This window comes from Vogesella oryzae, from assembly GCF_902829295.1.
GTDB classification, from domain to species: Bacteria; Pseudomonadota; Gammaproteobacteria; order Burkholderiales; family Chromobacteriaceae; genus Vogesella; species Vogesella oryzae.
This window is the reverse complement of sequence record NZ_CADEPL010000021.1, coordinates 89624-116416: the sequence shown is the minus strand read 5'-3', so window position 1 is coordinate 116416 and position 26793 is coordinate 89624. Positions and strand designations below refer to the sequence as shown.

Below are 26793 nucleotides of genomic sequence, written 5' to 3'. Positions count from 1 at the left end.
GATCAAGGAAGTGTCGGAACAGACCAACCTGCTGGCGTTGAACGCGGCCATCGAGGCCGCTCGTGCCGGCGAGGCCGGCCGCGGTTTTGCCGTGGTCGCCGACGAGGTACGCAAGCTGGCGGAACGGGTGAAGGTCGCCACCGACGAAATTTCCGGCAATATCGACGGCATGCTGGGGCTGGTGAAGAACACCAAGGACGAGACCAACCTGATTACCAGCGATACCCAGCAGGCGCGCGAGGTGATCAACCGCTCATCGCAGCATTTCGGCCGCATGATGGGCGATTTCGAGAATACCGCGAACAGCATGACGCAGATCGCCGGCACCATGACCGAATTTGCCAGCAGCAATCGCCAGATTACCGCCAACGTGTCGGAAATCCATACGCTGAGCAATATGGTGGCCGATAGTCTGAAACACTCCGAGGATGTGTCGGTTGCCTTGTCGCGCGCGGCAGAGGAAGTGCAGGAGCTGGTGGCGCGCTTCATTCTGGGCGAAGGGGTGCTGGACGAATCCATCGCCGTGGCCAGGCAGGCACGCGAGCAATTGCAGCAAGTGTTGCAGCAGGCGGTAAAGGACGGATGCGATGTCTTCGATCAGCGCTACCAGCTGATCGCCGGTACCAACCCGCCGAAGTACCATACCAATTACGATGTGAAGCTGGAAAAGTCGCTGCAGCAGATTTATGACCGCGTAGTGCAGCAGGTAAGTGGCGGCCGATTCTGCGTGATGGTGGATAACAATGGCTATGCGCCTACCCACAACAGTTTCTACTCCAAGCCGCTGACCGGCGACATGGCTACCGACCTTGTCGGCAGCCGCGACAAGCGCCTGTTCAATGATCCGACCGGTCTGAAGTCGGCGCGCAACCAGCAGCCATTCCTGTTGCAGACCTATATGCGCGACACCGGCGAGATCCTGTCGGAAATCGCGCTGCCGATCAGCATGAACAATCGCCACTGGGGGGCGATCCGCGTCGGTTTCGATCCGATGGTGATGCTGGAGGCCGGCAGCAAGAAGTAAACGTTGGCCGCTGCGCCAGTAACAAAGGGGCCCGGCGGGCCCCTTGTTACTGGCGCAGCTCAGGTGCTCACGCCATGAAGGTCAGTACGCCGACTACCACGAACAGGCCGGCAGCCACGCGGTGTACCAGTGTAATGGGCAGTTTGCGGGTGGCGACCTCGCCCAGCAGTACCGCCGGTACGTTGGCAATCATCATGCCCAGCGTGGTACCCATCACCACCGAGACGGTGTCGTGATAGCGGGCCGACAACGCGACGGTAGCGATCTGGGTTTTGTCGCCCATCTCGGCCAGGAAGAAGGCGACAACCGTGGCACCGAACACGCCCAGTTTGTTCAGCAGTCGGGTTTCTTCATCCAGCTTGTCCGGGATCAGCATCCAGATTGCCATGCCGATAAAGGACGCGGCCAGCAGCCACTTCAACATCTGCATATTGATGAAACCACTGGCGTATTGTCCCAGCCAGGCTGCGGCAAAATGGTTGAGGATAGTGGAAACGAAAATGCCTGTAATGATGGGGACGGGCTTCTTGAAGCGGGTCGCCAGCAACAGGGCCAGCAGCTGGGTCTTGTCGCCGATTTCGGCCAGGGCAACGATACCGGTGGACAGCAGGAAAGCTTGGGAAAGCATAATGACTCCGAGGGGGCTGCACGCGACACATGACCCGCCGTGATGCAGCCCCCGCCGCTCACAACGAATCATGAGTCTTGCCAGACAGAAATGTCGTCTGCGCCATGGCGGAACCGCCAAGTGTGTTGACGCAGACCCCCGCTTTCTCGCGGGTCGGCTACTCCCTCAGGATGGGGCGGATGATACCGTTGCCAAGCGCAGGCGGCAAGGTTGACCGCATAAAAAAAACCGGCAGCTCAGGCTGCCGGTTTTTTCGAACAGAGGCGGGCGATCAGGCGCGCTTCTTGAATTCGTTGGTGCGGGGGTCGATTTCGATCAGGTTGCCGATTTCAACGAAGGCCGGAACCGGGATTTCCAGGGTGGTGCCCTTGATGCGTGCCGGCTTCAGTACCTTGCCGGAGGTGTCGCCACGTACGGCCGGCTCGGTGTATTCCACTTCGCGAACCACGGTGGTCGGCAGTTCAACGGAGATGGCCTTGCCGTTGTAGAAGGTTACTTCGCACTTGTCTTCCATGCCGTCGATGATGAACGGGATCACGTCTTCCATGTTCTCGGCTTCAACTTCGTACTGGTTGAATTCGGTATCCATGAAGACATACATCGGGTCGGCGAAGTAGGAGTAGGTGCACTCGCGCTTTTCCAGAACCACAACGTCGAACTTGTCGTCTGCCTTGTACACGGCTTCGGAAGCCGCGCCGGTCAGCAGGTTTTTCATCTTCATTTTTACAACGGAGGCGTTGCGGCCGGATTTGGAGAATTCGGCTTTCTGAACGACCATCGGGTCGCTACCTACCATGAATACGTTACCAGCGCGGAGTTCCTGAGCGGTTTTCATGCGTCTAAAGTCCTAAAGTCTTGAATCAGAATCGGAAACGGATTTCCGGAAAACCCGCTATTGTAGCTGCTTTTTCGTAAATTGCACCAGATTCGTCGCCAGGTCGCCGTGTGCCAGTTGCTGCTGCGGCCAACGGCTGGCGTGTGTCTGCCAGAGCGGCAGGGTGGCAAGCAGTGACGGCCAGGCTGCCGCCGGCAGCTGGTCGCGGTTCCAGCCGTGGTGGAAATCGCGGATCAGGTTGGCCGCGATGTCCGGCATGGCGGCCAGATAGCGTTGCAAAAAGGCATCCAGCTTTTCCAGGTGCGCGTCCTGTTCCTGGCGGTAGATGTGCCAGACAAACGGCCGGCCGGCCCATTGCGCGCGCACGAAACTGTCCTCGCCGCGCACGATGTTGAGATCGCAGCTCCACAGCAGGCGGTCGTAGCCGTCCTGATCGGTCATCGGCAGCACGCAGACTTCCAGTGCGCCGTGACGGAAACTGTCGCCGGGCTGTGCCGGCTGTGTGATGCCGATGCCGGCCAGCACGTCCGGCAGTACCCGCCCTTGCGGTACCAGCAGTTGTACCGCTTGCGTGCCTGCGGCCAACGTTGCGGACCATTGCGCCGCCGCGGCGGTGTCATAGGCGAACAGGCTGATGCGCAGCCCGCCTGCCGGGCACGGCGGTATGCCGCGGGCCAGCCAGTAGGCATCCTGTGCCGTCCGGTCGGCCTGCCAGCTGTCGCGCGCGGCCAGCAGGCCGGCTTCACACAGCAGGCCGCCACTGTGCTCGTCAAAGCCGGGAAAGAAAAAGTACTTGGTCAACGGCAGGCGCGGGTGTGGCGATGCCATGCCGTGGCAACCGGCTACCCAGTCCTCGGCCGACAGATATTCCAGATTCAGCCACACCGGTTTGTGTGTGCGGGTCGCCATTGCCTGCTGGTAAGACGCCGGCAGTTCGCAGGCAAAGGCTTCGATCACCACATCTGCGGACTCGAAGTCGCTGCAGAACGGTTTGCCCCAGTGGCGTACGCGGATGTCGCCCAACCGCTGGTCGGGGCTGGTGCTATCCAGCGCCGGGGCGATGCGGGCAAAACTGGCCAGATCGTCCACCCACAGCGTGATGTCGAGAGCGTGTTCTGCGGCCAGCTGGCGCGCCAGGCGCCAGGTCACGCCGATGTCGCCGAAGTTGTCGATCACGGTGCAGAAAATGTCCCAGCGCTGGCGTGGCATGTCGGTCTCCTTGATTGGCTGCGCAGCATAGCGCAGTGGCGCAGGACGACCAAGCGGCGGTTGTGTGCTAGTGGCAGGCCTCGCCCGGATAGCCCGGCAGCTGGCTGGCGGCCGGGCTGCAAGCCAGTTTGCGCGCCAGTTTGAGTTGCTGTTTGAGATTGCCGCGATCGACCGCAGCCCAGTGCAGCTGCTGCCCCAGCCAGCTGGCCCAGGCAAACTCGACAAAATATACCTCGTCACGCTTGCTGAAGTAGTCGTCGTCCTGCAGCCGGCCGGCCAGCGTGCGATAGGGGTAATCCGGCAGCTCCGCCAGGGAGGCTGGCAGCGCTTCCGCTGCCAGCGGCTGACCGTGCTCGTCATGCAGCCAGGCCCAGTGCCGTGCGCTCATCTGCTGCCAGAAGGTGTCGGCCTGCGGCAGACGGCCGATCACCTGCACGCTGGCGCTGCTGACGCCGATGCGCAGCAGTGCACTGGCAAAGTGATGGCGATCCACCAGATAGAGTTTGCCTTGCGGGCCGATCACCACCGGAATCACTTTCTTGCGAATCCTGGCGGCCAGCTTGTCGGCAGATAGCGCGCGCAGTGCCTCAGCCTCGTCCTCTACCTGCAGCTTGCCGATGCCGCCCTGGGTGGGATGCAAGGCGGCCAACGTTGTCTCGCACCATTGTCCGATCCGGGTATCGCTCTGGCAGGGAGCGCCGTTGGCAATACTGGTGGCCAGCAGCAAGGCGAGGGCAGGCAGTAGGCGACGCATGGGTGCTATCCGGCGGAGAAAACCGCCACGCTAAGCCCGGCTGGCGGCACTGGCAAGCGGCATGTAACAAGGCCGGGCGTCGGCCCGGCCTTGTGTGGAGACGCGTTTACACGTGCAGCAGCAGGAAGCGCCGCTCCCACGGGCTGATTACGTCGAAGAACTCGCGGTACTCCGCTTCCTTGATGGCGCCATAGGTCTGGATGAAGTGCTCGCCGAAGATGTCTGCCAGCGGCTTGCACTTCAGCAGCATGTCGATGGCGTCATCCAGATGCCGAGGCAGCTGGTGCGGCTGCTCGTAGGCGCTGCCGGTCAGCGGCTCGGAAGGCTTGATGCGCTGCTGCATGCCCAGGTAGCCGCAGGCCAGGCTGGCGGCCAGCGCCAGATACGGGTTGACGTCCACGCCGGCCAGACGGTTTTCCACCCGCCGCGCTTCCGGACCGGAATGCGGCACGCGCAGGCCGCAGGTGCGGTTGTCGTAGCCCCAGCTCAGGTTGATCGGCGCCGAGGTAAAGCGGCTGAGGCGGCGGTAGCTGTTTACATAGGGGGCGAAGAACGGCATCGCCGCCGGCAGATAGGTTTGCAGGCCGCCGATGAAGTGGAAAAAGGCATCCGAGGCGCTGCCGTCCGGCTGGCTGAAGATATTGCGGCCGTTGCCATCCACCACGCTCTGGTGGATGTGCATGGCGCTGCCCGGCTGGCCCTGCATCGGCTTGGCCATGAAGGTGGCGTACATATTGTTGCGGATCGCCACCTCGCGCACGGTGCGCTTGAACAGGAATACCTGGTCGGCCAGCGCCAGCGGGTCGCCGTGATCCAGGTTGATCTCCATCTGCGCGGTGCCCATCTCGTGGATCAGCGTGTCCAGCTGCAGGCCCTGGGCCTCGCACCAGTCGTACATCACATCGAAGATGTCGTCGTATTCATTCACCGCATCGATGCTGAAGCTCTGCATCCCGGCCTCGGTGCGCTTGGTGCGGCCAACCGGCGGGCGCAGCGGAATGTCTTCGTCGGGTTCTACCTCGACCAGGTAAAACTCCATTTCCGGGGCCACGATGGCGGACAGGCCCTCCTGTTCGTACAGCTTGAGGATGCGTTTGAGCACATTGCGCGGCGCGAGGTCAGCGTCGCTGCCATCGAAGTTGACGCAGTCGTGGATGATCTGGGCGGTGGGTTCTTTTGCCCACGGTACCGGGCGGATGGAGCCGGCATCGGGAATCAGGCGCATGTCCGGGTCGGCAACCGAGGTGAAGTCCTGCTCGGGAAAGTCGCCGGTTACGGTCATGGAGAGAACAGCTTCCGGCAGGCGAAGGCCCTCGGCCGGATTGTATTTGTGGCGCGGCACGATCTTGCCGCGGGCCAGTCCGGTCATGTCCGGAATCAGGCATTCCACTTCGGTGATGTGATGGTCGTCCAGCCATTGCTGGATTGCTTGCGGGTCATGGCTCATAAACAGGTCTCGAGGATCAGGTATGCGCGCCGGAACTGGTGGTCCGCCGCTCGTGGTTCAGCAGCGTCTTGCGGCGCTGCGCCAGGGTCAGAAATGCCAGCGTGGCGCACAGGCGCTGGTCGCTGGGATGGCGTGGCAGGGGCTGGCGTTGGTAACCAAACCCGTACAGATCAATCAAAATGCGTGTCCTTTCGCGGTATAGAATGAGAGATGAAAATTGCCGCCGATATTCGATGTTTAAAATCATCATCGGCAGAACGTCATGCTAAAAGCAGCGGGCATGTGGCAGCAACTGCGCCGCATGTTTACCGCTGGCTGCTGTGGAAGAAAGACGACAACCATGTCCCGTACGACAGGACTGTTTAATTATGAGTGATGCCGAATCGCCGGAACGCCCGGCAACCCCGCCATCCGCCGCGCGCCGCTGGGGCCGCCGCCTGGCCTGGACCGTTGCTGCGCTGGCCGCGCTGCAAGCCGGCTTGTGGGTCGGCGTACCCAGGGCGGTAGATTACGCCGCCGGTAACTGGGCCAAAGGTCTTGGCCGCAGCCTGACGCTGGGCAAAGTGGAGTTTGCGCCGTGGGCCTTGCGGCTGACACTGCACGATGTGGCGCTGCGCGACCGCGATGGCAGCCCGCTGTTCAGCGCCGCACGCCTGAACGTGGATGCCGAAGGCCTGCCGTTGCTGATCGGCCGCATCCAGCTCTCCGATATCACGCTGGATACCCCGCAGCTGTGGGCCGAGCGCGATGCCAAGGGCGAATGGAACTGGAACCGGCTGCTGCGTGATGCCAGCGGCCCGGCCAAGCCGCAACAGCAGAAAGCGTCCGGCCCGCCCAAGCTGCTGATCCGCCAGCTGGCACTGAACAAGGGGCAGGCGCATCTGCAGGATGCGCTGGGCGGCGATGTCCAGCATCAGCTGTTGCCGCTCAATTTCCAGCTGCAGAACCTGTCCACGCTGCCGGAAAACCAGGGACGCTACCAGCTGGCGGCAGAGCTGGACGACGGCACCAAACTGGCATGGCATGGCAGCCTGCTGCTGCAGCCCTTGCAGTCGGATGGCGAGCTGAAAGTGGAGGGCTTCACCCTGGCCAGCATCTGGCCGTATGTGCAGCCGCATCTCAAGTTGGCCGCACCGCAGGGCAAACTGTCGCTGACCGTGCCGTACCACTTCGATCTGGCTGGCGTGTCGGCCAGTGCCTGGTCGCGCGGCTTCAGCGCCCGGCTGGATGGCCTGGCGTTGGCCGCACCTGTCAGTGGCAGCCCGTTCAAGTTGGCCAGCCTGCAGTTGACTGGCGGGCAGTTCGATCTGGTCAACCACCGCGTGGTGCTGGGCAAGCTGACCCTGGCGGGAGGCGAAGTGGCCACGGTGCTGGATGACAAGGGCCGGCCGGACTGGCTGGCGGCGATACCCGCCGCCCGGCCTGCGGCCAACGTGCCCGCCAAAGCGACGGCCAACGCCGCGGCCGCGCCGCCGTGGCATGTCAGCCTGCCGCAGTTGCGGCTGGAAAACTGGCAGCTGCGGGCGACGCATAACGGCTTTAGCGCCCCACTGTTCGCCAGCCTGAAGCTCGACAGCCTGCAGGCCGCCATCAACGCCGATGACAAGGGCGGGCTGACAGTGCAGGACGCTACGCTGGCTCTATCGCAACTGCTTGCCGCCAGTGGCAAGCAGCCACCGTTTGCCACCCTCGCCAGCGTAAAGCTCGCCAGCAGCAATCTGGATCTGGCCAAACACCGCATCGCAGCGGGCGACATCACGCTGCAGGGCCTGCAGCTGGTGGTTAACCGCAGCAAGGATGGCAAGCTGGATGTCGCCGAGGCCCTGCGCCAGCGCGGCGCCGGCACTGCTGCCAAAGCGCCGGCAGGCACTGACAAAGCGGCAGCCGGCGCGGCGTGGCAGATCCGCTACCCGCAGCTGCTGCTGGAGGGCGGTAACGTCAGCTGGCGCGATAGCACTACTGCCACGCCGGTAACGCTGCAATTGGCCGATATTGCCGCCAAGGCGGCCGGTGACCCGCAGCAGGGCTGGGCGCTGCAACTGGCGGCCGGACTCGGTAAAGGCAAGTTGCAGCTGGATGCCTCGCTTGCGGCCAACCTGCAGGACATCAAGGGTCAGCTGCAGGCCAGTCATCTGCCGCTGGCCGGCGTAGCGCCGTATGCACTGCAGCAGACCGTGTTGCGTTTTGGCGGCGGCGAAGTGTCGGCCGATCTGGGCTTTGCGTTGGCGGGTAGCCGCTGGCAGGCTGACGGCAAGGCACAGCTGGACAAACTGGCGCTGTTCGAGCCGGGGCGGCGCGAGCCGCTGCTGGGCTGGCAGCAGCTGGCGGTGTCCGGCATCAAGGCGCAGCCTGATAAGGTGAACATCTCCGATGTGCGTCTGGTGGCGCCACAGCTGCGTTTTATCCTCGATGAAAAGCGGGTGCCCAACTTTGCCCACCTGATGAAGCCACAGCCGGCAACTGCCGCCAAAGCGGCGGCGCCGGCCAAGGGCGGCGGCAGTGCCGCGCCGGTGGTGGAGGTGCGCGCCATCCGCGTGCGCGATGCGCGCATGGACTTTGCCGACCTGGGGTTGCAGCCGAGCTTCGGTACCCGCATCCACTCGCTGTCCGGCACCGTGCTGGGCTTGTCCAGCAAGCCGGGCCGCCGCGGCACGGTGACGCTGGACGGCCGTGTCGACCAGTTCGGCGACGTGCGTATTCGTGGCGCACTGTCGCCGTTCGAGGTGACGCGCGACCTGGACATGACGCTGAACTTCCGCAACATCCCGCTGGGCAGCCTCAACCCGTACTCGATGACCTTTGCCGGCTGGCAGATCACCGATGGCCGCCTGACGACCGAGTTGAAGTACCTGCTGAAGGATCGCCAGCTTAACGGCGACAACCGCGTGGTGATCGATAACATCAAGCTGGGCGGCGAGGTGGCCAACTACGAAGGCACCCGCCTGCCACTGCGGCTGGCGGTGGCGTTGCTGGAAGACAGCGACGGCCGTATCGACCTGTCGCTGCCGGTGGCCGGCAGCCTGGATGCGCCGGACTTCTCCTACGGCCATCTGGTGTGGCAGGCGCTGCGCAATATCCTGACCAAGGTGGTTACCGCACCGTTCCGCGCGCTGTTCGGCGGCGAGGGCTTCGACGCGATCTACGCCGATGCCGGCGATGACCGCATCCCGCCGCCGGAGCGCGAGAAGCTGGGCAAACTGGCCGAGCTGATGGTCAAGCGGCCCAAGCTGATGCTGGCGATCGGTGGCGGCTACGACAGCACGCAGGATAGCCGCGAGCTGGCGCGTTACCGTGTCGACAGCGACATTCTCAAGCGTGCGGCCTACAAGCTGCAGGCCGACGAGCCGCTGCCGCTGCCGGACATGGGAGATCCTGCCATCCGCAAGGCAGTGGGCGATGTCTATGCCGCGCAGTTCGGCCGCTTTGCCTGGCTGAAACGGGTTGCCACCGAGAAAGACACCGCCGAGCGTTCGCAGGCGATGCGGCAGGAGTTGCTGGCGGCACAGAAAGTCGATCAGGCGGCCCTTAACGCGCTGGCCAAGGCGCGCGGCACAGCAGCGCAGCAGCTGCTGTTGCAGGCGCAGCCGACGCTGGCCGAGCGTATCAGCGTGCTGGAACCGGATACCGTGAAGGCGGACAAGGATGGCATTCCGCTGTTGCTGAAGCTGAAATAAGCAGGTGTTTGACCATGCGGCCGGACTGGATGACAGTCCGGCCGCAGTCGTTTTGCATGGCTGTTGCAGTACTGCCGCACCGGGTTGGCCGCAGGCTGTCCGCTAGGGCAGCATTGCCTAATATCAAGGGCATGGGACACTGTATCTAGTTAGACTGCTTTTTTTCTGACACCACATCTAGCGGAGGTGGCATGAACCGGGATAACAATGCCGTGTTTGCGGAACAGGATATTTCACGCGAAGTCTTGCTGGAAAAGTACGCCAAGAACGGCGAACAGTCGGTAACGGAAGTGCGTCAGCGCGTGGCGCAGGCACTGGCTGCGCTGGAGCAGGATCCGCAACGTTTCGCCCCGCTGTTTTTCGAGGCGCTGGATGGCGGTTTCATTCCCGGTGGCCGCATCAATTCCGCCGCCGGTACCGACCTCAAGGCCACGCTGATCAACTGCTTCGTGCAGCCAGTGGGCGATGCGGTGTCCGAGTCGGAGAACGGCAAGGTCGGTATTTACGAAGCACTGCTGCAATCGGCCGAGACCATGCGCCGCGGTGGTGGCGTCGGCTACAACTTCAGTCGCATCCGTCCCAAGGGTGCGCGGGTGAAGGGTACCAACAGCCGCGCTTCCGGCCCGGTATCGTATATGCGGGTGTTTGACCGCAGCTGCGAAACGGTGGAATCCGCCGGCGCGCGCCGCGGTGCGCAGATGGGCGTGCTGGACGTCAGCCACCCGGACATCGAAGCCTTCATCCACGCCAAGGACCAGGGCGACCTGGCCAACTTCAATATCTCGGTGGGCGTGTCCGACGCCTTCATGCAGGCAGTGGACGCGGATGGCGACTGGGAGCTGACCCACGCGGTGGCGCCAGCCAATGATGCCTTCCCCGACAGTTACCAGCGCGCCGATGGCTTGTGGGTATACCGCAAGGTGCGTGCCCGCGAGCTGTGGCAGCAGATCATGCACTCCACCTATGACCACGCCGAGCCGGGCGTGCTGTTCATGAGCAAGATCAACGCCGACAACAACCTGTCCTACTGCGAGGTGATCGAGTCCACCAACCCCTGCGGCGAGCAGCCGCTGCCGGACTACGGCTGTTGCGACCTGGGCTCGGTCAATCTGTGCAAGTTCGTGCGCCAGCCGTTCGGCTCGGCGGCCAACTTCGACTACAAGGCGTTCGAGAAGGTGGTGCGCATGTCGATCCGCATGCTGGACAACGTGCTGGATCTCACCGTGTGGCCGCTGCAGGAGCAGCAGCGCGAGGCGCAGAACAAGCGCCGTGTTGGCCTGGGTTTTACCGGCCTGGGCGATGCGCTGATCATGCTGGGGGTGCGCTACGACAGCGAAGAAGGCCGCAGGTTGGCCGCCAGCATCTCCGAACACATGCGCGACGCCGCCTACGACGCCTCGGTGGATCTGGCCATTGAAAAGGGCGCCTTCCCGCTGTTCGACGCCGACAAATACTTGGCGGCGCCGCACTGCGCCAGCCGCCTGCCGGACAAAATCAAGGCGCGTATCCGCAAACACGGCATCCGCAACTCGCACCTGCTATCCATTGCGCCCACCGGCACCATCTCGCTGGCGTTTGCCGACAACGCCTCCAACGGCATCGAGCCGCCGTTCAGCTGGTACTACACCCGCAAGAAGCGCATGGCTGACGGCACGCAGCAGGAATACCTGGTGGAAGACCATGCCTACCGCGTGTACCGCATGCAGGGCGGCGATACCAATGCGCTGCCGGATTACTTCGTCAGCGCACTGCAAATGAGCGCGCTGGACCACATGCGCATGGTGGCGGCGGTGGCGCCGTACGTGGATACCGCCATCTCCAAGACCGTGAACGTGCCGGCGGATTACCCGTTTTCCGACTTCGAAAGCCTGTACCTGGAGGCCTGGCGTGCCGGGCTGAAGGGCATCACCACCTATCGCCCCAACAGCGTGCTGGGTTCGGTGCTGTCGGTGGAGCCGACGCCTGCGGCCAACCCTGCGTCTGGCAGCGCAGGCAGCCAGCAGCTGCCGCAGGACCTGGGCAACCAGAACGACCCGGACCGCCGCATCACGCTGAATACCGCGCCCAGCCCGGCACTGGCCAGCCTGAAATGGCCGCACCGTCCCAAGCTCAAGCATGGCAACCCGTCGTGGACCTTCATGGTGGAAGGCGAGGAGGGCGACTTCGCGGTGATGGTCGGCCATATCGAAGGCCAGCAGCCGGGCGAAGCGCCACTGCCGTTCGAATGCTGGGTCAACGGCGACGTGCCGCGCGGCCTGGGGGCGATTGCCAAGACACTGTCGATGGACATGCGTTGCCGCGACCGCGCCTGGCTGGGGGCCAAGCTGGACGCGCTGGCCGCCACCCGCGGTGACCGCCACTACCGTGCAGAATTGGGTGATGGTCCGGTGGGTAGCAGCGCCGCCGCCGCCGCGCTGGGGCGGGTGGTGAAGCACCGCGTCGAGCAACTGGGGGCGCTGACGTTGGCCGCCGGCGATGCCACCCCGGTGATGGACGCGCTGTTTGCGCGCAAGGAGCCGAAATCCGGCACCGACGGCACCATCAGCTGGTCGGTGGACGTGAACAACCCGCAGACGGGCGACGACTTCGTGCTGTTCGTGAAGGAGCTGGTACTGCCCAACGGCCAGCGCCGGCCGTACTCGCTGTGGCTGGCCGGCCATTACCCGCGCGAGCTGGACGGGCTGTGCAAGATGCTCAGCCTCGACATGCGGGTGATCGACCCGGCGTGGATCGGTATGAAGCTGCGCAAGCTGCTGAGCTATGCCGAGCCGCAGGCCGACTTCTTCGCACGCACCCCGGGCAGCGACAAGTCGCAGAGCTGGCCGTCCACCGAGGCCTACCTGGCGCGGCTGGTGATTCACCGCTACGCCATGCTGGGCATCCTTAGCGAGGACGGTGTGCCGGTGGAGGAAATGGGGGTAATGGTGCCGGAGCAGGGCGACCTGTTTGAAAGCGCGGTGGTCAGCGTGGCGCCGGCGCAGATGGCCGGCAAGGCCTGCCCGGAATGCGGCAACCGCGCGCTGATCAAGAAGGACGGCTGCGAGTTCTGCACCGCCTGCGGCCACGTCGGCGCCTGCGGCTAGCGGCTGATCGCGGAAAACAAAGCCGCCCCTCGGGGCGGCTTTTTCATGGCTGTCGTCTTGTGCGCTTGGCCCGGCCTGTCGACCAGGGCGGGGGCGTGATGGCGGGCTTACAGTGCGGCGCGGTAGATCGCTTCCACCTCGGCCTGGCTAGGCTGCACCGGGTTGGTCAGGCCGCAGGCGTCTTTCAGTGCGTTGGCCGCCAGCGTCGGGATGTCCGCGTCCTTCACTCCCAGCTGGGTCAGACCGGCCGGGATGCCGACATCGGCCGCCAGCTGGCGGATGGCCGCCAGTGCCGCCTCGGCGCTTGGCTCGGCACCCAGTGCCACGGCGACATCTGCCAGACGGGCCGACGCCACGCGGGCATTGAACGCTTGCACGTGCGGCAGCAGCACCGCGTTGCACACGCCGTGCGGCAGATCGTAGAAGCCGCCCAGCTGGTGCGCCATCGCATGCACATAGCCCAGCGACGCATTGTTGAACGCCATGCCGGCCAGGAACTGGGCATAGGCCATCTGTTCGCGCGCTGCCATGTCCTGGCCGTTGCTGACGGCGGTGCGCAGGTTGGCCGCAATCAGGCTCACTGCCTTCAGTGCGCAGGCGTCGGTAATGGGGGTGGCCGCGGTCGATACATACGCTTCCACCGCGTGGGTCAGTGCGTCCATGCCGGTGGCGGCGGTCAGGCTGGCCGGCATGCCGAGCATGGTTTCCGGGTCGTTCACCGACAGCACGGGGGTGGTGTGCTTGTCGACGATGGCCATTTTGATGTGGCGCGACTCGTCGGTAATGATGCAGAAGCGGGTCATCTCGCTGGCGGTACCGGCGGTGGGATTTATCGCCACCAGCGGCAGCTGCGGCTTGGCCGATTTGTCCACGCCTTCATAATCCTGGATTTTGCCGCCGTTCACCGCCACCAGCGCGATGGCCTTGGCGCAGTCGTGCGGGGAGCCGCCACCCAGCGAAATCACGCTGTCGCAGGCTTTATCCTGCAGCAGCGCCAGACCGGCGCCCACGTTGGCGGTGGTCGGGTTGGGCTGCACGCCATCGAACACGAAAGACTGGATATCCGCTGCGGCCAACTGGTTTTGTACTTGCGCCACCAGGCCGGCTTTGACCAGGCCGCCGTCGGTCACGATCAGCGTACGGCGCAGGCCACGGGCCTGCATCGCGTCGACCGCCTTCTGTACGCTACCGGCGCCCATCAGGTTGAGGGCAGGGATGTGGAATTCGCTGACAGCCATTTTCTTGTCCTTTCATGGAAACGATTTCATGCCGTCAGGCTACGCTTTCCGCTCTGTGCCTTCTTGCGCCATATCAAGCAAAATCCTGTTTTGAAGTTGCCGCGTGTTGCTGCTTACGCTCGCTGCGGTGCTCTGCTGGCGGCTGACGGTGCATGCTTGCCCGTCACCGGTGGCCGCTATTGCTGACAGAGATTGTTTTTGCTTGGTATCGATACCAATCGTGGCGCAGCATGAAAAAAGCCGCCCAAGGGGCGGCGGTTGCGTGTCGGCGGCCAACGTTCAGCAACGGCCTTTCATTGCCTGTCCCGGTGGGCAGAAGCCACCGCGGTAGTCGTAGTAGTAACCGCGCCCGTCGTCGTCGCCATGCCAGTGATGGTGGCCGCCGTCATCGCCGTATACCGGCACGACGATGCGGGCAGGTTCCAGCACGATGGGCGAGCGCAGTTGCACGCGGGCCGGCTGCACTACACAGGCAGACAGGCTGCCTGCGGCGATCAGGGCGATTAACAGGGTTCTCATGGTGTTCTCCGAATTGGCAGGGGTAGTCCCGTAGCGGGCATACCCGGAATCTGGTGCCTGGCGGCCGGCGTGGCGGCGATGGCCCCGCTCGCGGGGGAGGGTGGCGGCAGCAAGGGTGCCGCTTGTTGCCACCATGGCTGGCAGGGTCGGCCTGTCGGACAGGCTTGGCGCACAGCCGGTGGCGCAGGCATTCCGAGCATAAGCCAGGACGGGCGCCGGCCCTAGTGGAAAGCTGCTAACAATTATTAAGGCTGTACTGACTTGATGACAGCCGCGCCGCCGCGTGCGGCCGGGCCGGGTCGTGCCGGCGCTTCAGGGCGCGTCGCCTACTGGCGGCAGTGCCTGGTTGATGCGCTGTAACAGCTGCAGGTTGGCCGCACTACGCGGCAGGGCAATATAGGTGGGATTGGTGGCAAACACTCCCAGCTCTTCCAGCTGGTCTGCCATCAGTGGCGCGATGCTCTCGCGGATGCCGATCATGTAGTCCAGCCGGCCGAGCCTGAGCTTTTCCACGTTCTGCGCGTCGCGGCTGGCCTCGTCGGCCTGCAGTGCGCCGCTGTCGCGCGCCTTGCTGAACTCCTCGGAATAGAACCAGCCGGACAGCACGCCGACGCGGCGGCCGCCGAAGCTGGCAATGCTGCTGTAGCGCGGGGTGCCGGCGGACTTGCGGCCGTAAACCATCAGCACTTCCTGGTGCAGCGGTTTGCTGAACAGGTAGCGTTTCTGCCGCTCCGCATTGCTGTAGATGCCGGCTACACCGTGGCTGCCGCGCTCCAGATACGCCAGCGCCCGCTTCCACGGCATCGCCTCGATGCTGATGGCGATGCCGCTGCGTTTGGACAGTGCCTGCAGCTGCTCGGCATACAAGCCGGCCGGCCGGCCGCTGCGGTCGGCGTACATGAATGGCGGATTGTTGGCGTCGATGGCGATCTGCAGTTGTGCCTGCTGGGCATGGGCCAGCGGCAGCAGGCAGAACAGCGCGAGGGCGGGCAGGCAGCGGGGCATTGCATATCCTTGCTGGGGCAACGGTTGGTCATCATGCCGGCCAGGTGAAGGCGTCTGGTCGTGTGCCGGCAGCGGGTAGTGCTTGCTTCCAGCGTAGACGTTCCACCCGCGGCATGCTGCATTCAGCTGGCATGGTTGGCCGCATTCCTAGCCGAGCGACCACTGGCCGTTGTGGAAGAACTGGCGGTAGCGTTGCAGCCACGGCTGGATGTCGTAACCGCCCGCCGCCAGCCAGCCGGCGTCGTAGTAGCTGTTCAGGTAGCGGTTGCCGTCGTCGCAGATCAGCGTGACGATGCTGCCGCTCTCGCCACGACGCAGCATCTCGTCCATCAGCACGCAGACGCCGTAGAAGTTGGTGCCGGTGGAGCCGCCGCACTTGCGGCCCAGCACTTCTTCCAGAAAGTGGATCGCGGCGTAGCTGGCGACGTTGGGTACGCGGATCATGCGGTCGATCACCGTCGGGATGAACGACGGTTCCACCCGCGGGCGGCCGATACCTTCCACGCCGGAGCCGCCCTCGCAGGTGCAGCCGGCGTCACCGCTTTCATAGCTGGCGTAGAACGCCGAGTTCTCCGGGTCCACCACGCAAATCTGGGTGTTTTTCTGCTGGTAGCGCACGTAGCGGCCAAAGGTGGCACTGGTGCCGCCGGTGCCGGCGCCATTGATGATCCATGTCGGTTCCGGATGCGGCTCCAGCGCCATCTGTTTGAAGATGGTGTCGGCGATATTGTTGTTGCCACGCCAGTCGGTGGCACGCTCGGCATAGGTGAACTGATCCATGTAGTGGCCGTTCAGCTCATGTGCCAGGCGCATGGATTCGTCGTAGATGGTGGCCGGGTCGGTGACCAGATGGCAGCGGCCGCCGTAGAACTCGATGGCGCGGATCTTTTCCTGCGAGGTCGTGGCCGGCATTACCGCAATGAACGGCAGCCCCAGCAGACGGGCGAAGTAGGCTTCCGACACCGCGGTGCTGCCGCTGGAGGCCTCGATCACCGGCGTGCCTTCCCTGATCCAGCCATTGGACAGGGCATACAGGAACAGCGAGCGCGCCAGCCGGTGCTTGAGGCTGCCGGTGGGGTGGGTGGACTCGTCCTTGAAATACAGCTGGATGTCGGGTGCCGACGGAATCTGCAGCGGAATCAGGTGGGTGTCGCTGGAGCGGTTGAAGTCCGCCTCGATCTTGCGCACGGCCTGCATCAGCCAGGTTCTCATGAGTATCTCCGTTATGGTGTTGTGCTGGTTGCGTGCATGGCGGCAAGGTTGGCCGCCGTGCTTAGCGCGCTGTGTTCTGCTGCTGGCCGATGGCCAGCAGGGTGGTGACCAGGGCAGTCACCAGCGGCGAGTTGTCGTGCTGGCGCCAGGCTACCGCCAGGGTCATGTAGGCATCGGCATCGCGCAGCGGCAGGTAGCGGATATCCGGCAGCTGCACGCATTGTAGCGGCGACGGCAGCACGGCGATGCCGAGTCCGGCGGCCACCAGGCCGATCTGGGTGGTGGCTTCGCCGGCCAGCTGGTGTACCTGCCACTCGAAGCCGTTTTGCCGCGCCAGACTGTGCAGCCGGGTATTCAGCCAGTTGCCGTTGCCTGCCGGGTAGCCGATTATCCGCTCGCCGGCCAGTTCGGCAATAGCAATGCTGTCGCGCGCGGCCAACGGGTGGCTGGCGGGTAGCACCACACTCAGCCGGTCGCGCTTCACTTCGCGCACCTCCAGCCCCGGCGTGTCCTCGTCGTGATTGAAACGCACCACGCCGACATCCAGCTTGCGCTGGCGCAACTGCTGGAACTGCTCGCGGGTGAACAGTTCGTGAAAATGCAGCGCCACTTCCGGATGGCGGGCGCGGAACTGCTGCAGGGTCGCCGGCAGCACCGACATCAGCGGCAGCGACGAGGTAAAGCCGATGCGCAGCTCGCCGATCTCGCCGCGTGCCGCACGGCGTGCCTCGTCGGCCGCCAGCCGTGCGTCGTCCAGCAGGGTGCGGGCGCGCAGCAGAAAGCGTTCGCCGGCCACGGTCAGCCGCACCGCGCGCTGGTGGCGTTCGAACAGCTGCACGCCCAGTTCTTCTTCCAGTGCGCGAATCTGCTGGCTTAGCGGCGGCTGGGCGATGTGCAGCCGTTCCGCGGCGCGGGTGAAGTGCAGCTCCTCGGCCACGGCGACGAAGTAGCGCAGATGGCGTAGTTCCATTGATATGTTTTTCGTCTTAAAAAACGATGAAATATATATTGGACCTTGTTTTACTGCCAGCCTACGCTGGCGGTATCGAATCTGTTGTGTGTGGTGTTGTGATGTCTAGCGCGACCTGCGCCGCCTCTGCGGCCAACCTTTCCGCCCAGCCGCATGCCGGCGGCTCCACTGCCTGGTGGCGAGCCACCTGGGCTGCCGCCACCGGTGGTTTTGCCACTTTCTCGCTGTTGTATGGCGTCCAGCCGCTGATGCCGATGTTGGCCGCACACTACGGCCTGTCGCCGGCGGCCTCCAGCGGGGTGCTGTCGGTAGCGACCTTGCCGATGGCGCTGATGCTGATTCCCGCCAGCCTGCTGGCCGAACGTTTTGGCCGTACCCGCATGATGGTGGCGTCGCTGTTTCTGGGCGTGCTGCTGTCATGGTGTGCGGCGTTCAGCGACAGCTACGGCTGGCTGCTGCTGTGGCGCGGCTTGTTCGGCGTGGTGATGGCCGGTTTGCCGGCGCTGGCGCTGTCCTATCTGTCGGAAGAGCTGGAGCCTGGCTCGCTGGGGCGTTCGGTGGGGCTGTACATTGCCGGTAACGCGCTGGGCGGGATGAGCGGTCGCTACCTCGCTTCGGTAGTGGCCGATGCCGCCGGCCTGCAAAACGGCATGCTGGCGCAGGCGGTGCTGGGTACTTTCACCGCCTTGCTGTTCTGGAAGCTGCTGCCGGAGTCGCGCCGTTTCGTGGCGCGGCAAGTGTCGCTGCGCGGGGTGATTGCCGATAGCCGTCAGCACTGGCGGGATGCCGGTCTGGCGCGGCTGTTTGTGCTGGGTTTCATGCTGATGGGCGGCTTTGTCAGCCTGTACAACTATCTGGGCTTCCGCCTGCAGGCGGCGCCGTTTGCGCTGAGCCAGAGCACCATCGGTCTGATCTTCCTGCTTTATGTGGTGGGCATGGCAGCCTCCACGGTGGCTGGGCGCATGGCCGACCGCCTGGGCCGCCGCGAGGTGTTGTGGAAAATGGTGGCGCTGATGCTGCCGGCACTGGCGCTGACCCTGGCCAATAGTCTGTGGCTGGTGGTGATCGGTGTCGGTCTGTTTACCTTCGGCTTCTTCGCCGCCCACGCGGTGGCTGCCAGCTGGGTTGGCCGCAGGGCCAGCCACGCCCGCGGTCTGGCCTCGGCGTTCTACCTGACTTCCTACTATGTCGGTTCCGCGCTGATCGGCTCCGGCTCCGGCCTGATGTGGCGGCTGGACGGCTGGCTGGGCGTGGCCGGCCTGATCGCCGCGTTGCTGGCCCTGTGCCTGTGGTTGACCTGGCAGCTGCGCAGCGTGGAGCCGCTGCAGCCGGCCAGCCACTAGCCGGTTTGTGGCAGGGAGCCGGGGCGATTTGCACACGCTGCCGGCTGCCTGGCCGCTATCCATGCCGGGCGGCTGGTGAAATCGGCGTGGGCATGTAGAATGTAGCCTTCTGTGTATCAGGGGTATCCCGGTCCAATGGACGTGCTCATATTAGTTGTCCTGTTTTTGCTTAACGGCATTTTTGCCATGACTGAAATCGCCATCGTCTCCTCGCGCAAGGTTCGCCTGCAGCAGTGGGCAGACGAAGGCAACCGCGGCGCCGCTGCCGCGTTGCGGCTGGCCGAAGAGCCGACCCGCTTCCTCTCCACCATCCAGATCGGCATCACCCTGATCGGCATTCTGTCCGGTGCCTTCGGTGAAGCCGCCGTGGCCGACCGTCTGCAGGCCTATCTCGAAACCGTGCCCTTGCTGGCGGAACTGGCGCGCCCGATCGCACTGGGCGTTACCGTCATCGGTATTACCTATTTCTCGCTGATCATCGGCGAGCTGGTGCCCAAGCGCATCGGCATGCAGAACCCTGAGCTGCTGGCCTCCATTCTGGCCCGCCCCATGCTGCAGCTGGCGCGCTTCACCTCGCCGCTGGTGCGGCTGCTGAGCCTGTCCACCGAGGCGGTGCTGCGCGTGCTGGGGGTGAAAAAGAACAAGGACCCGTCCATTACCGAAGAAGAAATCAAGGTGCTGATGGAGCAGGGGGCCGAAGAGGGTATCTTCGAGCGTGCCGAGCAGGAGCTGGTGGAAAACATCTTCAGTCTCGACGAGAAGAAGGTGGTCGCCATCATGACGCCGCGCAAGGATATCGTGGTGCTGGATGCGGAAGACCCGATCGAGGACAACCTGCGCATCGTGCGCGGCAGCGTGTTTACCCGTTACCCGCTGGTGAAGGGCGGTTTCGAGAACGTGCTGGGCTTCGTGCAGGCCAAGGATTTGCTGCACCGCCTGCTGGAAGACAAATCGGTAACGCTGGAAGGGCTGGCGCATCCGCCGCTGTACGTGCCGGAAGCCATCAGCCCGATGCAGCTGCTGGAGCAGTTCAAGCGCACCCGCAACCACACCGCGCTGGTGGTGGACGAGTACGGCGAGATCGAGGGCCTGGTATCGATCAACGATGTGCTGGAAGCCATCGTCGGCGATCTGCCGACCGATATTTCCGACAGCGATCAGGAAATCGTGCAGCGCGATGACGGCAGCTGGCTGGTGGACGGCATGATGGCGCTGGACGACTTCAAGGAGCACTTCGAGCTGGACAGCATCGAGGGCGAGGAGTCCGGTGACTTCCAGACGCTGGGCGGTTTCGTGATGTTCATGCTGGGCAAGGTGCCGGTCGCTGCCGACAAGGTAGAGTGGCACGGCTTTGTGTTCGAGGTGGTGGACATGGATCGCACCCGTGTCGACAAGGTGCTGGTAATCGCGCCGCCGGCAGAGGCCGAAGCCGCGCAGTAAGCCCCTGCCGTTGTAAGTCAAACGCCCCGCTGTTGCGGGGCGTTGTCATGTTGGCCGCAGGTTTTGGCCTGTGGCCGGCCGGCAGGGCGCAACTGCTCTGGCGTATAGCCGCAGGTCGGCAGGCTTATTGTGCCTGCTGGCAGTAGCTCAGGTAGTTCTCTTCCGGCATCGGCCGTGCCAGGTAATAACCCTGCACATAGTGGCAGCCATGCTGCTGCAGGAAGGCGAGCTGTTCGGAGGTTTCCACCCCTTCGGCCACGGTTTGCACACCGATGGCTCGTGCCAGTTGCAGGATGGCAATCACCACCGCCTGGTTGCGCGGATTTTCAGCCAGGTTGCCGATGAAGCGCCGGTCGATTTTCACCTTGTCCACCGGTAGTTCCACCAGATAGTTGAGCGAGGAGTAGCCGGCACCAAAGTCATCGATGGCAATGCGGAAACCGGCCGTGCGCAGCTCGGTCAACACGCCGCTGATGGCGGCCAGGTCCTGGATCAGGGTGGACTCGGTCAGCTCCAGCTCCAGCGACGACGGATCGATGCCGCGTGCCAGGGTCAGCTGTGTCAGCTTGCTGGCCAGGTCGCCGCGCGCCAGCTGCTTGGGCGACAGATTGATGCTGAGTGTCAGCGGCTGGCCGGCATCGCGGCTGCGGGCAACAAAGTCGCAGGCGCTATCCAGCACGAAGTCGCCGATGGCCTCGATCAGACCATGGTTCTCGGCAAACGGGATGAATATGGCCGGCGAGGCGCTGCTTCCGCCTTGCGGCCAACGTAACAGGGCCTCGGCATAGGGTGCGAGGCCCGGCTGCTGTGGCACCACCGGCTGGTAGTGCAGGGTAAAGTCGCGCTGCTTGACGGCGCTGCGCAGGTGGGTGAACAGCGCCATTTCCTCTTTCAGCTTCTCGCCGATGGCGGCCTCGAAGAAACTGTAGCGGTTGCGGCCGGTAGCCTTGGACTGGTACATGGCGGCATCGGCGTGCTTGAGCAGGGTGGTGACGTTGTCGCCATCCTCCGGATACATGGCAATGCCCAGACTGCCGCCGATCTCGGCATCGCGTTCGGTGAGGCGGAACGGCAGGCCCAGCACCTGCAGCAGCGCCTCGCAGATCACGGCGACCTCGCTCGGCTTGCTGTCGCGCAGCACGATGCAGAACTCGTCGCCGGACAACCGCGCCACGGTATCCTCGATGCGCACCGTACCGCGCAGGCGCTCGGCCACGTCCATCAGCAGCTCGTCGCCAGCCTTGTGCCCCATGGTGTCGTTGACGAATTTGAAGCGGTCGAGGTCGAGCATGATCACCGCGAAGCTCTGCCGTTTCTGGCGGGCGATCTCGATCTCGTGTTCCAGCCGGTTTTTCAGCATTACCCGGTTGGGCAGCGCGGTCAGCGGGTCGAAGTAGGCCATGCGCCGCAGCTGGTTTTCCGCCGCTTTCATCTGGGTGATGTCGGACAGGATGCCGACATAGTGGGTCAGGCTGCCGTCCTCGTCGTACAGCGCGTTGATGGTCAGCAGCGCGTGCACCAGTGCGCCATCGACATGGCGGTTGACGATTTCGCCCTGCCAGCGGCCGCGGTGCGACAGCTCCTGCCATAGCTGCTGGTAGAACTCGCTGGACTGGTGGCCGGAACGGCTGATCGGCGGATGTTTGCCGATCAGCTCATCCAGTTGCAGGCCGGTCATCTGCAGATAGGCCTGGTTGGCAGTGATGATGCAGGTGTCCGGGGTGGTGATCAGCACCGCGTTGTCGGTATTGCGGAACACGATCTCGTACAGCCGGCGGTGCCGTTCCGCCTCGCGGCGCTGGGCAATCTCCCCTTCCAGCTGGCTGTTGGCCGTCATCAGGTGGACCGTGCGCTCGGCGACCTGCTGCTCCAGTTGCTGTTGCGCCTGGCGATTGCTTTCCAGCGACTGCCGAAACCGCAGCAGGGCGGTGACGATGGGCTGGAATGCCGGCTCCGGTTGCGGTGGCAGGCTGATGGCGGTGTCGCCGGCGCTCAGTTGCAGCAGGGTACGCTCGGTCAGCCGCATCTGGCCGCCGATGCGGCGGAAGGTGCCCAGCATCAGCAGCAGGACCACCAGCATCAGCGACAGTAGCGGAATCTCTACCAGCTGGAAGCGGATCGAGGTCGCGCGCAGATTGCTGTCTACCGCCTGCTGCGTGGCCTGTTCTTGCAGCTGTACCAGATCCGACAGCTGCTCCATGTCGTCGCGTACCTGGCGGGTAACGAAAATCGCCTGGTGTTTGGCATGGCGGGTGTCGGCCTGCACCAGTAACAGCAGGCCGCTGACCTGCTGGCTGAAGTTCTCCAGATTGCGGCCGATTTGCTGCTGCAGTTTCAGGATTTCATCGTGCCGAGCCTGATCCGGCGACGGCGGTTGCAGCTGCTGCGGCAGGTGCTCCAGTTGTGCCAGCCGGGCTTCGATGCTGGCGATGCGGCGGTTGACTTCCAGGTATTGCAACGAGTCGTCGTTGTCTTCTTCCAGCAGCTGGCTGAGCTGATTCTGGATGGTGCCCAGCAGGCTCAGCATCTGGCTGCTGACCCGCAGGTTGGCCGCCTGGGTGTTGTTGATGCTGCCCAGTTCGCGGGCCATGCGCTGGTTGGCATGGTGATAGAACAGCACGATGCCGCCCAGCATCGCCAGCAGCAGTAACAGCATCCAGCCCAGCTTCTTGCTGGGCAGCGGAGTAGAAGAGAAGGGGGACAAGGACGTCGACACCGGGTTCAGGAGCTACTGCAATATATGACAGCCAAGCGCTTGCGGCAGTCGATTGCGAAAAATGCGCCGGATCAAGCAAGTCCGGCATGCCGTTGCGTGGTTCGCCCACGGCGAAATCGGGCGCGGCGGTATTTTCCGCCAGCCGCGCTATCAATACAACCCGCGAGGGTCAAAAGGACCGCCGCCGCTAATGCTTGCCTCCGCCGAGGCTGGCCACTCAGCCTGGCAGTGCCAGGTATTCCACCGCATCGTCGCGCTGCAGGATCTGCTGCATGAACGTCTGCATGCTGGCCGTGTCGCCGGTGCTGATGAAACGGTAATGCGCGGTGGCATCCGGGGCGGCGGCCAGCTGGTGGCGATCCAGCAGCCGGGCGGTCTGGCGTACCACCGCATCGCTGGGGTCGATCAGATCGATATGTGCCGGCAGCTGTTCGCGCAGCAGCGGTGCCAGAAACGGGTAGTGGGTGCAGCCCAGTACCACGTGATCGACACCGGCATCCAGCAGCGGCGCCAGTGCGCGGCCAACGGTGGCGCGCGCCTGCTGGCTCGCCAGATCGCCGCTTTCCACCAGTTCGACAAAGCCTTCGCCCGGCTGGCTGACAATTTGCGCGTGCTCGCGGAATTGCTCCGCCAGTTCGCGGAACTTGCTGCCGGCCAGCGTGGCACGGGTGGCCAGCACGCCGACGCGGCCGCTCTGCGTCGCCTGTACCGCCGGCTTGATCGCCGGCTCCATGCCGACGATCGGCAGCGTCGGGTATTTGGCGCGCAGGTGGCGTACCGCGGCGCTGGTGGCGGTATTGCAGGCGATCAGCAGCAGCGTGGCGCCCTGCGCCAGCAGGTAGTCGGTAATCAGCTCCGAGCGGGCGATGATTTCCTGCTGGCTGCGGCCGCCGTACGGGCAGTAACCCTGGTCGGCCAGATACAGCACCGACTCCCGCGGCAGTGCCTGCACCAGCTGCCGCCACACCGACAGGCCGCCGAGGCCCGAATCGAACATGCCGATCATGCGTGGTCCTGCTCAGTTGTTCTGGATCACGATCTTGGGGATCTTGCCGGAGAAGTCGCGTGCCTTCTCGCCGACTTTCACCGCCAGCTTGCGCGCGATGTCCTGGTAGCGTGCGGCCAACTTGCCATCCGGCTCGGCCACCACGGTGGGCTTGCCTTCGTCGGTGGCCAGACGGATCGCCAGATCCAGTGGCAGCGAGCCCAGCACCGGCACGCCGTACTGGGCGGCCATCTTGTCGGCGCCACCGTAACCGAAGATGTGTTCTTCATGGCCGCAATTGCTGCACACGTGGATGGCCATGTTCTCGACGATGCCCAGCACCGGCACGCCGACTTTCTCGAACATCTTCAGGCCTTTTTTCGCGTCCAGCAGCGCGATGTCCTGCGGTGTGGTGACGATGAGGGCGCCGGTGACCGGTACCTTCTGCGACAGCGTCAGCTGCACGTCGCCGGTGCCCGGCGGCATGTCGATCACCAGATAGTCGAGGTTGTCCCACAGCGTATCGTTCAGCAGCTGCTGCAGTGCCTGGCTCACCATCGGGCCGCGCCACACCATGGCCTGATCTTCGTCCACCAGGTAGCCGATGGACATGGTCTGCACACCATACGCCAGCAAAGGTTGCAGCTTGCCGTCGTTCACCTCCGGCTTGTGGCAGGCCAGACCCATCATCAACGGCTGCGACGGGCCGTAGATATCGGCATCCAGGATGCCGACGCGGGCGCCTTCGGCCGCCAGCGCCAGCGCCAGGTTGGCCGCGGTGGTGGATTTGCCGACACCGCCCTTGCCGGACGACACGGCGATGATGTTCTTTACCCCCGGCAGCGGCGACATGCCGCGCTGCACCGCATGGCTGGTGATGCGGCTTTCCACGTTGACGCTGACACTGCGGCCGGCGGCAAACGGTGCCAGCGCGGCCAGGAATTCGTCGCGGATGGCGGTAAAGCGGCTTTGTGCCGGGTAGGGCAGTGCCACGTTGACCACCAGCTGCTGCGCATCGTTGGCCGCAAGGTTCACGCCCTTGGCGTGGCGGTACGGTTTGCCGGTGTCGGGGTCGATCAGGTTGCCGAGCGCGGCCAGGATGTCGTCGTCGCCGTAGGTCGAGTTGGGAGTCATGGTGGAGTTCCGTGCGGAGTCGTCGGCGCCGGCGCCGAACAGTTTGCCAAGTCGGGAGAACATGCGTGTGGAGGCCTGATTGGATAACCGACTATTTTAGTTGGTTTTTTGCCGGCCAGCGAGCCGGCAATTCAAGGCGGAAATGATAGCCCAAAGCCCGTGGCTTGTGACGGCGGGCTTGTCCTTGCCGTCGCGCCGTTGCTGGCTGTTGGCAGCTTTGCTTGGCTAAGTGGCTGATTTGCCGTAGAATCCGCCCCTTTTTTCCGAAAGAGCGGGGCGTTTAATGCGCCCCGTCGGCTTTTGTTCCGAGGTTGCGTTTTGAGTCAGCAAGAAAAGATTTCCCGTTTGAATGTCGCCACGCTGCTGTTTCCGCTGGCACTGGTGCTGTTCGAGTTTGCCGTCTACATCGGCAACGATATGGCGCAGCCGGCCATGTTGCGGGTAGTGCAGGAGTTCGGGGTGGATGTTTCCTGGGTACCGCTGTCGATGACGGCCTACCTGTTGGGCGGCGCGTTGCTGCCGTGGTTGTCCGGCCCGCTGTCCGACCGTTTCGGCCGCCGTCCGGTGCTGCTGTTCGGCGTGGCGTGGTTTACCGCCAGTTGCCTGGCCACCTATCTGGTCAGCGATATCCACAGTTATATGTTGCTGCGCGTGCTGCAGGGCTTCGGGCTGTGCTTTATCAATGCCGTCGGCTATGCCGCCATCCAGGAGGCGTATGCCGAAACCACCGCGGTACGGGTGACCGCGCTGATGGCCAATGTGGCGCTGATCGCGCCGCTGGCCGGCCCGCTGGCCGGCGCCGCGCTGATCACGCTGGCGCCGTGGCGTACCGGCTTTCTGCTGATCGCGCTGTGCTCGCTGTTTGCGCTGATCGGTCTGTGGTGGAAGATGCCGGAAACCGTGCAGCCGTCGGCCGCAGTTAAGCTGACGCCGCGCACGCTGTGGCACGGCTACACCCGCCTGCTGCGTGATGGCCGCTTTGTACGCTCGGCACTGTGCATCCCGCTGCTGGCGATGCCGCTGATGGCGTGGATCGCGCTGTCGCCGGTGTTGCTGGTGGAAGACCTGCATCTGTCGGCGCTGGCCTACGGCTTGTGGCAGATTCCGGTGTTTGCCGGGCTGATCGGCGGCAACCTGTTGCTGGCGCTGGTGGCGGAACGTTGGCCGCTGGGGCGTTCGGTACTGGTGGGCATGTGGCCGCTGGTCGGTGGCCTGCTGCTGATGCTGGGCGGCGTACTGTACGGCCAGTTCCAGCATGTGTTCCTGGCGCTGGGCATGTCGCTGATGGCGCTGGGCGAAGGGCTGTCGTTTGCCGTGCTGTACCGCTTTGCGCTGACGGCCAGTCCGCAGGCCAAGGGCATCGTGTCCGCCGGCATGAGCATGCTGTCGATGGCCGGCTACGCGCTGGGGATCGAACTGTTCCGCTGGGGCTATCTGGCCGGCGGCATTCCCGGCTTTGCATTGCTGTCGGTGTGTACCGCGCTGGGCTTCGTGTGGCTGGCGCGGCCGCAGGTCAAGCAGGCAATGGCCGACCGCGCCGATCCGGATTTGCTGCCGCAGGGCATCTGAGCCTTGCC

The 26793-nt window shown here is 64.2% G+C and carries 21 protein-coding genes and 1 riboswitch; of the genes, 7 read left to right on the top strand and 14 right to left on the bottom strand.

The annotated features are described in order from the left end of the window. Window positions 1–1024: methyl-accepting chemotaxis protein (locus HU218_RS16915; RefSeq protein WP_246210946.1), on the top strand; the 1024-nt coding region annotated here is incomplete at its 5' end. A 67-nt stretch (window positions 1025–1091) separates the two neighbouring features. On the opposite strand, the gene HU218_RS09755 is transcribed toward HU218_RS16915, so the two are convergent. The 6 genes from HU218_RS09755 to HU218_RS09730 form a co-directional block, all read right to left on the bottom strand. Further along, entirely contained in the window at window positions 1092–1652 is a 561-nt protein-coding gene (locus tag HU218_RS09755; protein WP_217450778.1) for a TMEM165/GDT1 family protein, read from the bottom strand. After that, window positions 1653–1822: riboswitch (yybP-ykoY riboswitch) on the bottom strand. A gap of 101 nt (window positions 1823–1923) precedes the next feature. Next, window positions 1924–2487, bottom strand: coding sequence for an elongation factor P (efp, locus tag HU218_RS09750; protein ID WP_174874751.1), 564 nt, complete (start codon window positions 2485–2487; stop codon window positions 1924–1926). Window positions 2488–2544: 57 nt separating this feature from the next. Next, window positions 2545–3696 (bottom strand): elongation factor P maturation arginine rhamnosyltransferase EarP, encoded by a 1152-nt coding sequence (gene earP, locus HU218_RS09745; RefSeq protein WP_174874750.1) that lies wholly within the window; start codon window positions 3694–3696, stop codon window positions 2545–2547. 67 nt (window positions 3697–3763) lie between these two features. Further along, a complete protein-coding gene (locus HU218_RS09740; protein WP_174874749.1) occupies window positions 3764–4450 on the bottom strand; it encodes a ParB-like protein in 687 nt (228 codons plus the stop codon). Window positions 4451–4556: 106 nt separating this feature from the next. Continuing rightward, window positions 4557–5897, bottom strand: a complete 1341-nt coding sequence (locus HU218_RS09735; protein ID WP_174874748.1) for a glutamine synthetase family protein — start codon at window positions 5895–5897, stop codon at window positions 4557–4559. A gap of 16 nt (window positions 5898–5913) precedes the next feature. Beyond that, a complete protein-coding gene (locus tag HU218_RS09730; RefSeq protein ID WP_174874747.1) occupies window positions 5914–6075 on the bottom strand; it encodes a hypothetical protein in 162 nt (53 codons plus the stop codon). Between the two features lie 32 nt (window positions 6076–6107). Between HU218_RS09730 and HU218_RS09725 the strand changes: the two genes are divergently transcribed. The 3 genes from HU218_RS09725 to HU218_RS09715 all read left to right on the top strand — a co-directional run bounded on the left by HU218_RS09725 (window position 6108) and on the right by HU218_RS09715 (window position 12654). Next, on the top strand, window positions 6108–6263 hold the full coding sequence (locus HU218_RS09725) for a hypothetical protein (RefSeq protein ID WP_174874746.1): 156 nt from the start codon (window positions 6108–6110) through the stop codon (window positions 6261–6263). A 2-nt stretch (window positions 6264–6265) separates the two neighbouring features. Further along, a complete protein-coding gene (locus HU218_RS09720) occupies window positions 6266–9571 on the top strand; it encodes a DUF748 domain-containing protein (protein ID WP_174874745.1) in 3306 nt (1101 codons plus the stop codon). Window positions 9572–9762: 191 nt separating this feature from the next. Further along, the gene (locus HU218_RS09715) at window positions 9763–12654 is read left to right on the top strand and encodes an adenosylcobalamin-dependent ribonucleoside-diphosphate reductase (RefSeq protein ID WP_174874744.1); all 2892 of its coding nucleotides are present in this window, start codon (window positions 9763–9765) and stop codon (window positions 12652–12654) included. Window positions 12655–12761: 107 nt separating this feature from the next. Here the strand turns inward: HU218_RS09715 and yiaY are convergent, their stop codons facing one another. From yiaY to HU218_RS09690, 5 genes are all read right to left on the bottom strand, one after another. Further along, window positions 12762–13892 (bottom strand): L-threonine dehydrogenase, encoded by a 1131-nt coding sequence (gene yiaY / locus HU218_RS09710; RefSeq protein ID WP_174874743.1) that lies wholly within the window; start codon window positions 13890–13892, stop codon window positions 12762–12764. Between the two features lie 279 nt (window positions 13893–14171). Next, window positions 14172–14411, bottom strand: coding sequence for a vir-repressed protein (locus HU218_RS09705; protein WP_174874742.1), 240 nt, complete (start codon window positions 14409–14411; stop codon window positions 14172–14174). A gap of 312 nt (window positions 14412–14723) precedes the next feature. Then, a complete protein-coding gene (locus HU218_RS09700; protein ID WP_174874741.1) occupies window positions 14724–15416 on the bottom strand; it encodes a substrate-binding periplasmic protein in 693 nt (230 codons plus the stop codon). 147 nt (window positions 15417–15563) lie between these two features. Further along, on the bottom strand, window positions 15564–16628 hold the full coding sequence (locus tag HU218_RS09695) for a PLP-dependent cysteine synthase family protein (RefSeq protein ID WP_174874740.1): 1065 nt from the start codon (window positions 16626–16628) through the stop codon (window positions 15564–15566). Between the two features lie 61 nt (window positions 16629–16689). Further along, on the bottom strand, window positions 16690–17598 hold the full coding sequence (locus tag HU218_RS09690) for a LysR family transcriptional regulator (RefSeq protein WP_174874739.1): 909 nt from the start codon (window positions 17596–17598) through the stop codon (window positions 16690–16692). 101 nt (window positions 17599–17699) lie between these two features. Between HU218_RS09690 and HU218_RS09685 the strand changes: the two genes are divergently transcribed. Next, window positions 17700–18941 carry an MFS transporter gene (locus tag HU218_RS09685; RefSeq protein WP_174874738.1) on the top strand — a complete coding sequence of 414 codons (1242 nt, stop codon included), beginning with the start codon at window positions 17700–17702 and terminating at the stop codon, window positions 18939–18941. A gap of 135 nt (window positions 18942–19076) precedes the next feature. Next, complete coding sequence (locus HU218_RS09680) at window positions 19077–20381, top strand: hemolysin family protein (RefSeq protein ID WP_174874737.1); 1305 nt, start codon at window positions 19077–19079, stop codon at window positions 20379–20381. Window positions 20382–20505: 124 nt separating this feature from the next. Here HU218_RS09680 and HU218_RS09675 read toward each other — a convergent pair whose 3' ends face one another. From HU218_RS09675 to apbC, 3 genes are all read right to left on the bottom strand, one after another. Beyond that, window positions 20506–23085 carry a putative bifunctional diguanylate cyclase/phosphodiesterase gene (locus HU218_RS09675; protein WP_174874736.1) on the bottom strand — a complete coding sequence of 860 codons (2580 nt, stop codon included), beginning with the start codon at window positions 23083–23085 and terminating at the stop codon, window positions 20506–20508. 229 nt (window positions 23086–23314) lie between these two features. Further along, window positions 23315–24103 (bottom strand): glutamate racemase, encoded by a 789-nt coding sequence (murI, locus tag HU218_RS09670; RefSeq protein WP_174874735.1) that lies wholly within the window; start codon window positions 24101–24103, stop codon window positions 23315–23317. A gap of 12 nt (window positions 24104–24115) precedes the next feature. Next, window positions 24116–25216 (bottom strand): iron-sulfur cluster carrier protein ApbC, encoded by a 1101-nt coding sequence (apbC, locus tag HU218_RS09665; RefSeq protein ID WP_174874758.1) that lies wholly within the window; start codon window positions 25214–25216, stop codon window positions 24116–24118. A gap of 318 nt (window positions 25217–25534) precedes the next feature. Between apbC and HU218_RS09660 the strand changes: the two genes are divergently transcribed. Further along, window positions 25535–26785: an MFS transporter gene (locus HU218_RS09660; protein WP_174874734.1), complete on the top strand. Its 1251-nt coding sequence runs from the start codon at window positions 25535–25537 to the stop codon at window positions 26783–26785. Window positions 26786–26793 lie beyond the last annotated feature (8 nt).

Excerpts from the sequence above, each read along its gene's own strand:
- HU218_RS09755 (WP_217450778.1), bottom strand. The coding sequence starts at position 1,652 with ATGCTTTCCCAAGCTTTCCTGCTGTCCACCGGTATCGTTGCCCTGGCC.
- efp (WP_174874751.1), bottom strand. The coding sequence starts at position 2,487 with ATGAAAACCGCTCAGGAACTCCGCGCTGGTAACGTATTCATGGTAGGT.
- earP (WP_174874750.1), bottom strand. The coding sequence starts at position 3,696 with ATGCCACGCCAGCGCTGGGACATTTTCTGCACCGTGATCGACAACTTC.
- HU218_RS09740 (WP_174874749.1), bottom strand. The coding sequence starts at position 4,450 with ATGCGTCGCCTACTGCCTGCCCTCGCCTTGCTGCTGGCCACCAGTATT.
- HU218_RS09735 (WP_174874748.1), bottom strand. The coding sequence starts at position 5,897 with ATGAGCCATGACCCGCAAGCAATCCAGCAATGGCTGGACGACCATCAC.
- HU218_RS09725 (WP_174874746.1), top strand. The coding sequence starts at position 6,108 with ATGAAAATTGCCGCCGATATTCGATGTTTAAAATCATCATCGGCAGAA.
- HU218_RS09720 (WP_174874745.1), top strand. The coding sequence starts at position 6,266 with ATGAGTGATGCCGAATCGCCGGAACGCCCGGCAACCCCGCCATCCGCC.
- HU218_RS09715 (WP_174874744.1), top strand. The coding sequence starts at position 9,763 with ATGAACCGGGATAACAATGCCGTGTTTGCGGAACAGGATATTTCACGC.
- yiaY (WP_174874743.1), bottom strand. The coding sequence starts at position 13,892 with ATGGCTGTCAGCGAATTCCACATCCCTGCCCTCAACCTGATGGGCGCC.
- HU218_RS09705 (WP_174874742.1), bottom strand. The coding sequence starts at position 14,411 with ATGAGAACCCTGTTAATCGCCCTGATCGCCGCAGGCAGCCTGTCTGCC.
- HU218_RS09700 (WP_174874741.1), bottom strand. The coding sequence starts at position 15,416 with ATGCCCCGCTGCCTGCCCGCCCTCGCGCTGTTCTGCCTGCTGCCGCTG.
- HU218_RS09695 (WP_174874740.1), bottom strand. The coding sequence starts at position 16,628 with ATGAGAACCTGGCTGATGCAGGCCGTGCGCAAGATCGAGGCGGACTTC.
- HU218_RS09690 (WP_174874739.1), bottom strand. The coding sequence starts at position 17,598 with ATGGAACTACGCCATCTGCGCTACTTCGTCGCCGTGGCCGAGGAGCTG.
- HU218_RS09685 (WP_174874738.1), top strand. The coding sequence starts at position 17,700 with ATGTCTAGCGCGACCTGCGCCGCCTCTGCGGCCAACCTTTCCGCCCAG.
- HU218_RS09680 (WP_174874737.1), top strand. The coding sequence starts at position 19,077 with ATGGACGTGCTCATATTAGTTGTCCTGTTTTTGCTTAACGGCATTTTT.
- murI (WP_174874735.1), bottom strand. The coding sequence starts at position 24,103 with ATGATCGGCATGTTCGATTCGGGCCTCGGCGGCCTGTCGGTGTGGCGG.
- apbC (WP_174874758.1), bottom strand. The coding sequence starts at position 25,216 with ATGACTCCCAACTCGACCTACGGCGACGACGACATCCTGGCCGCGCTC.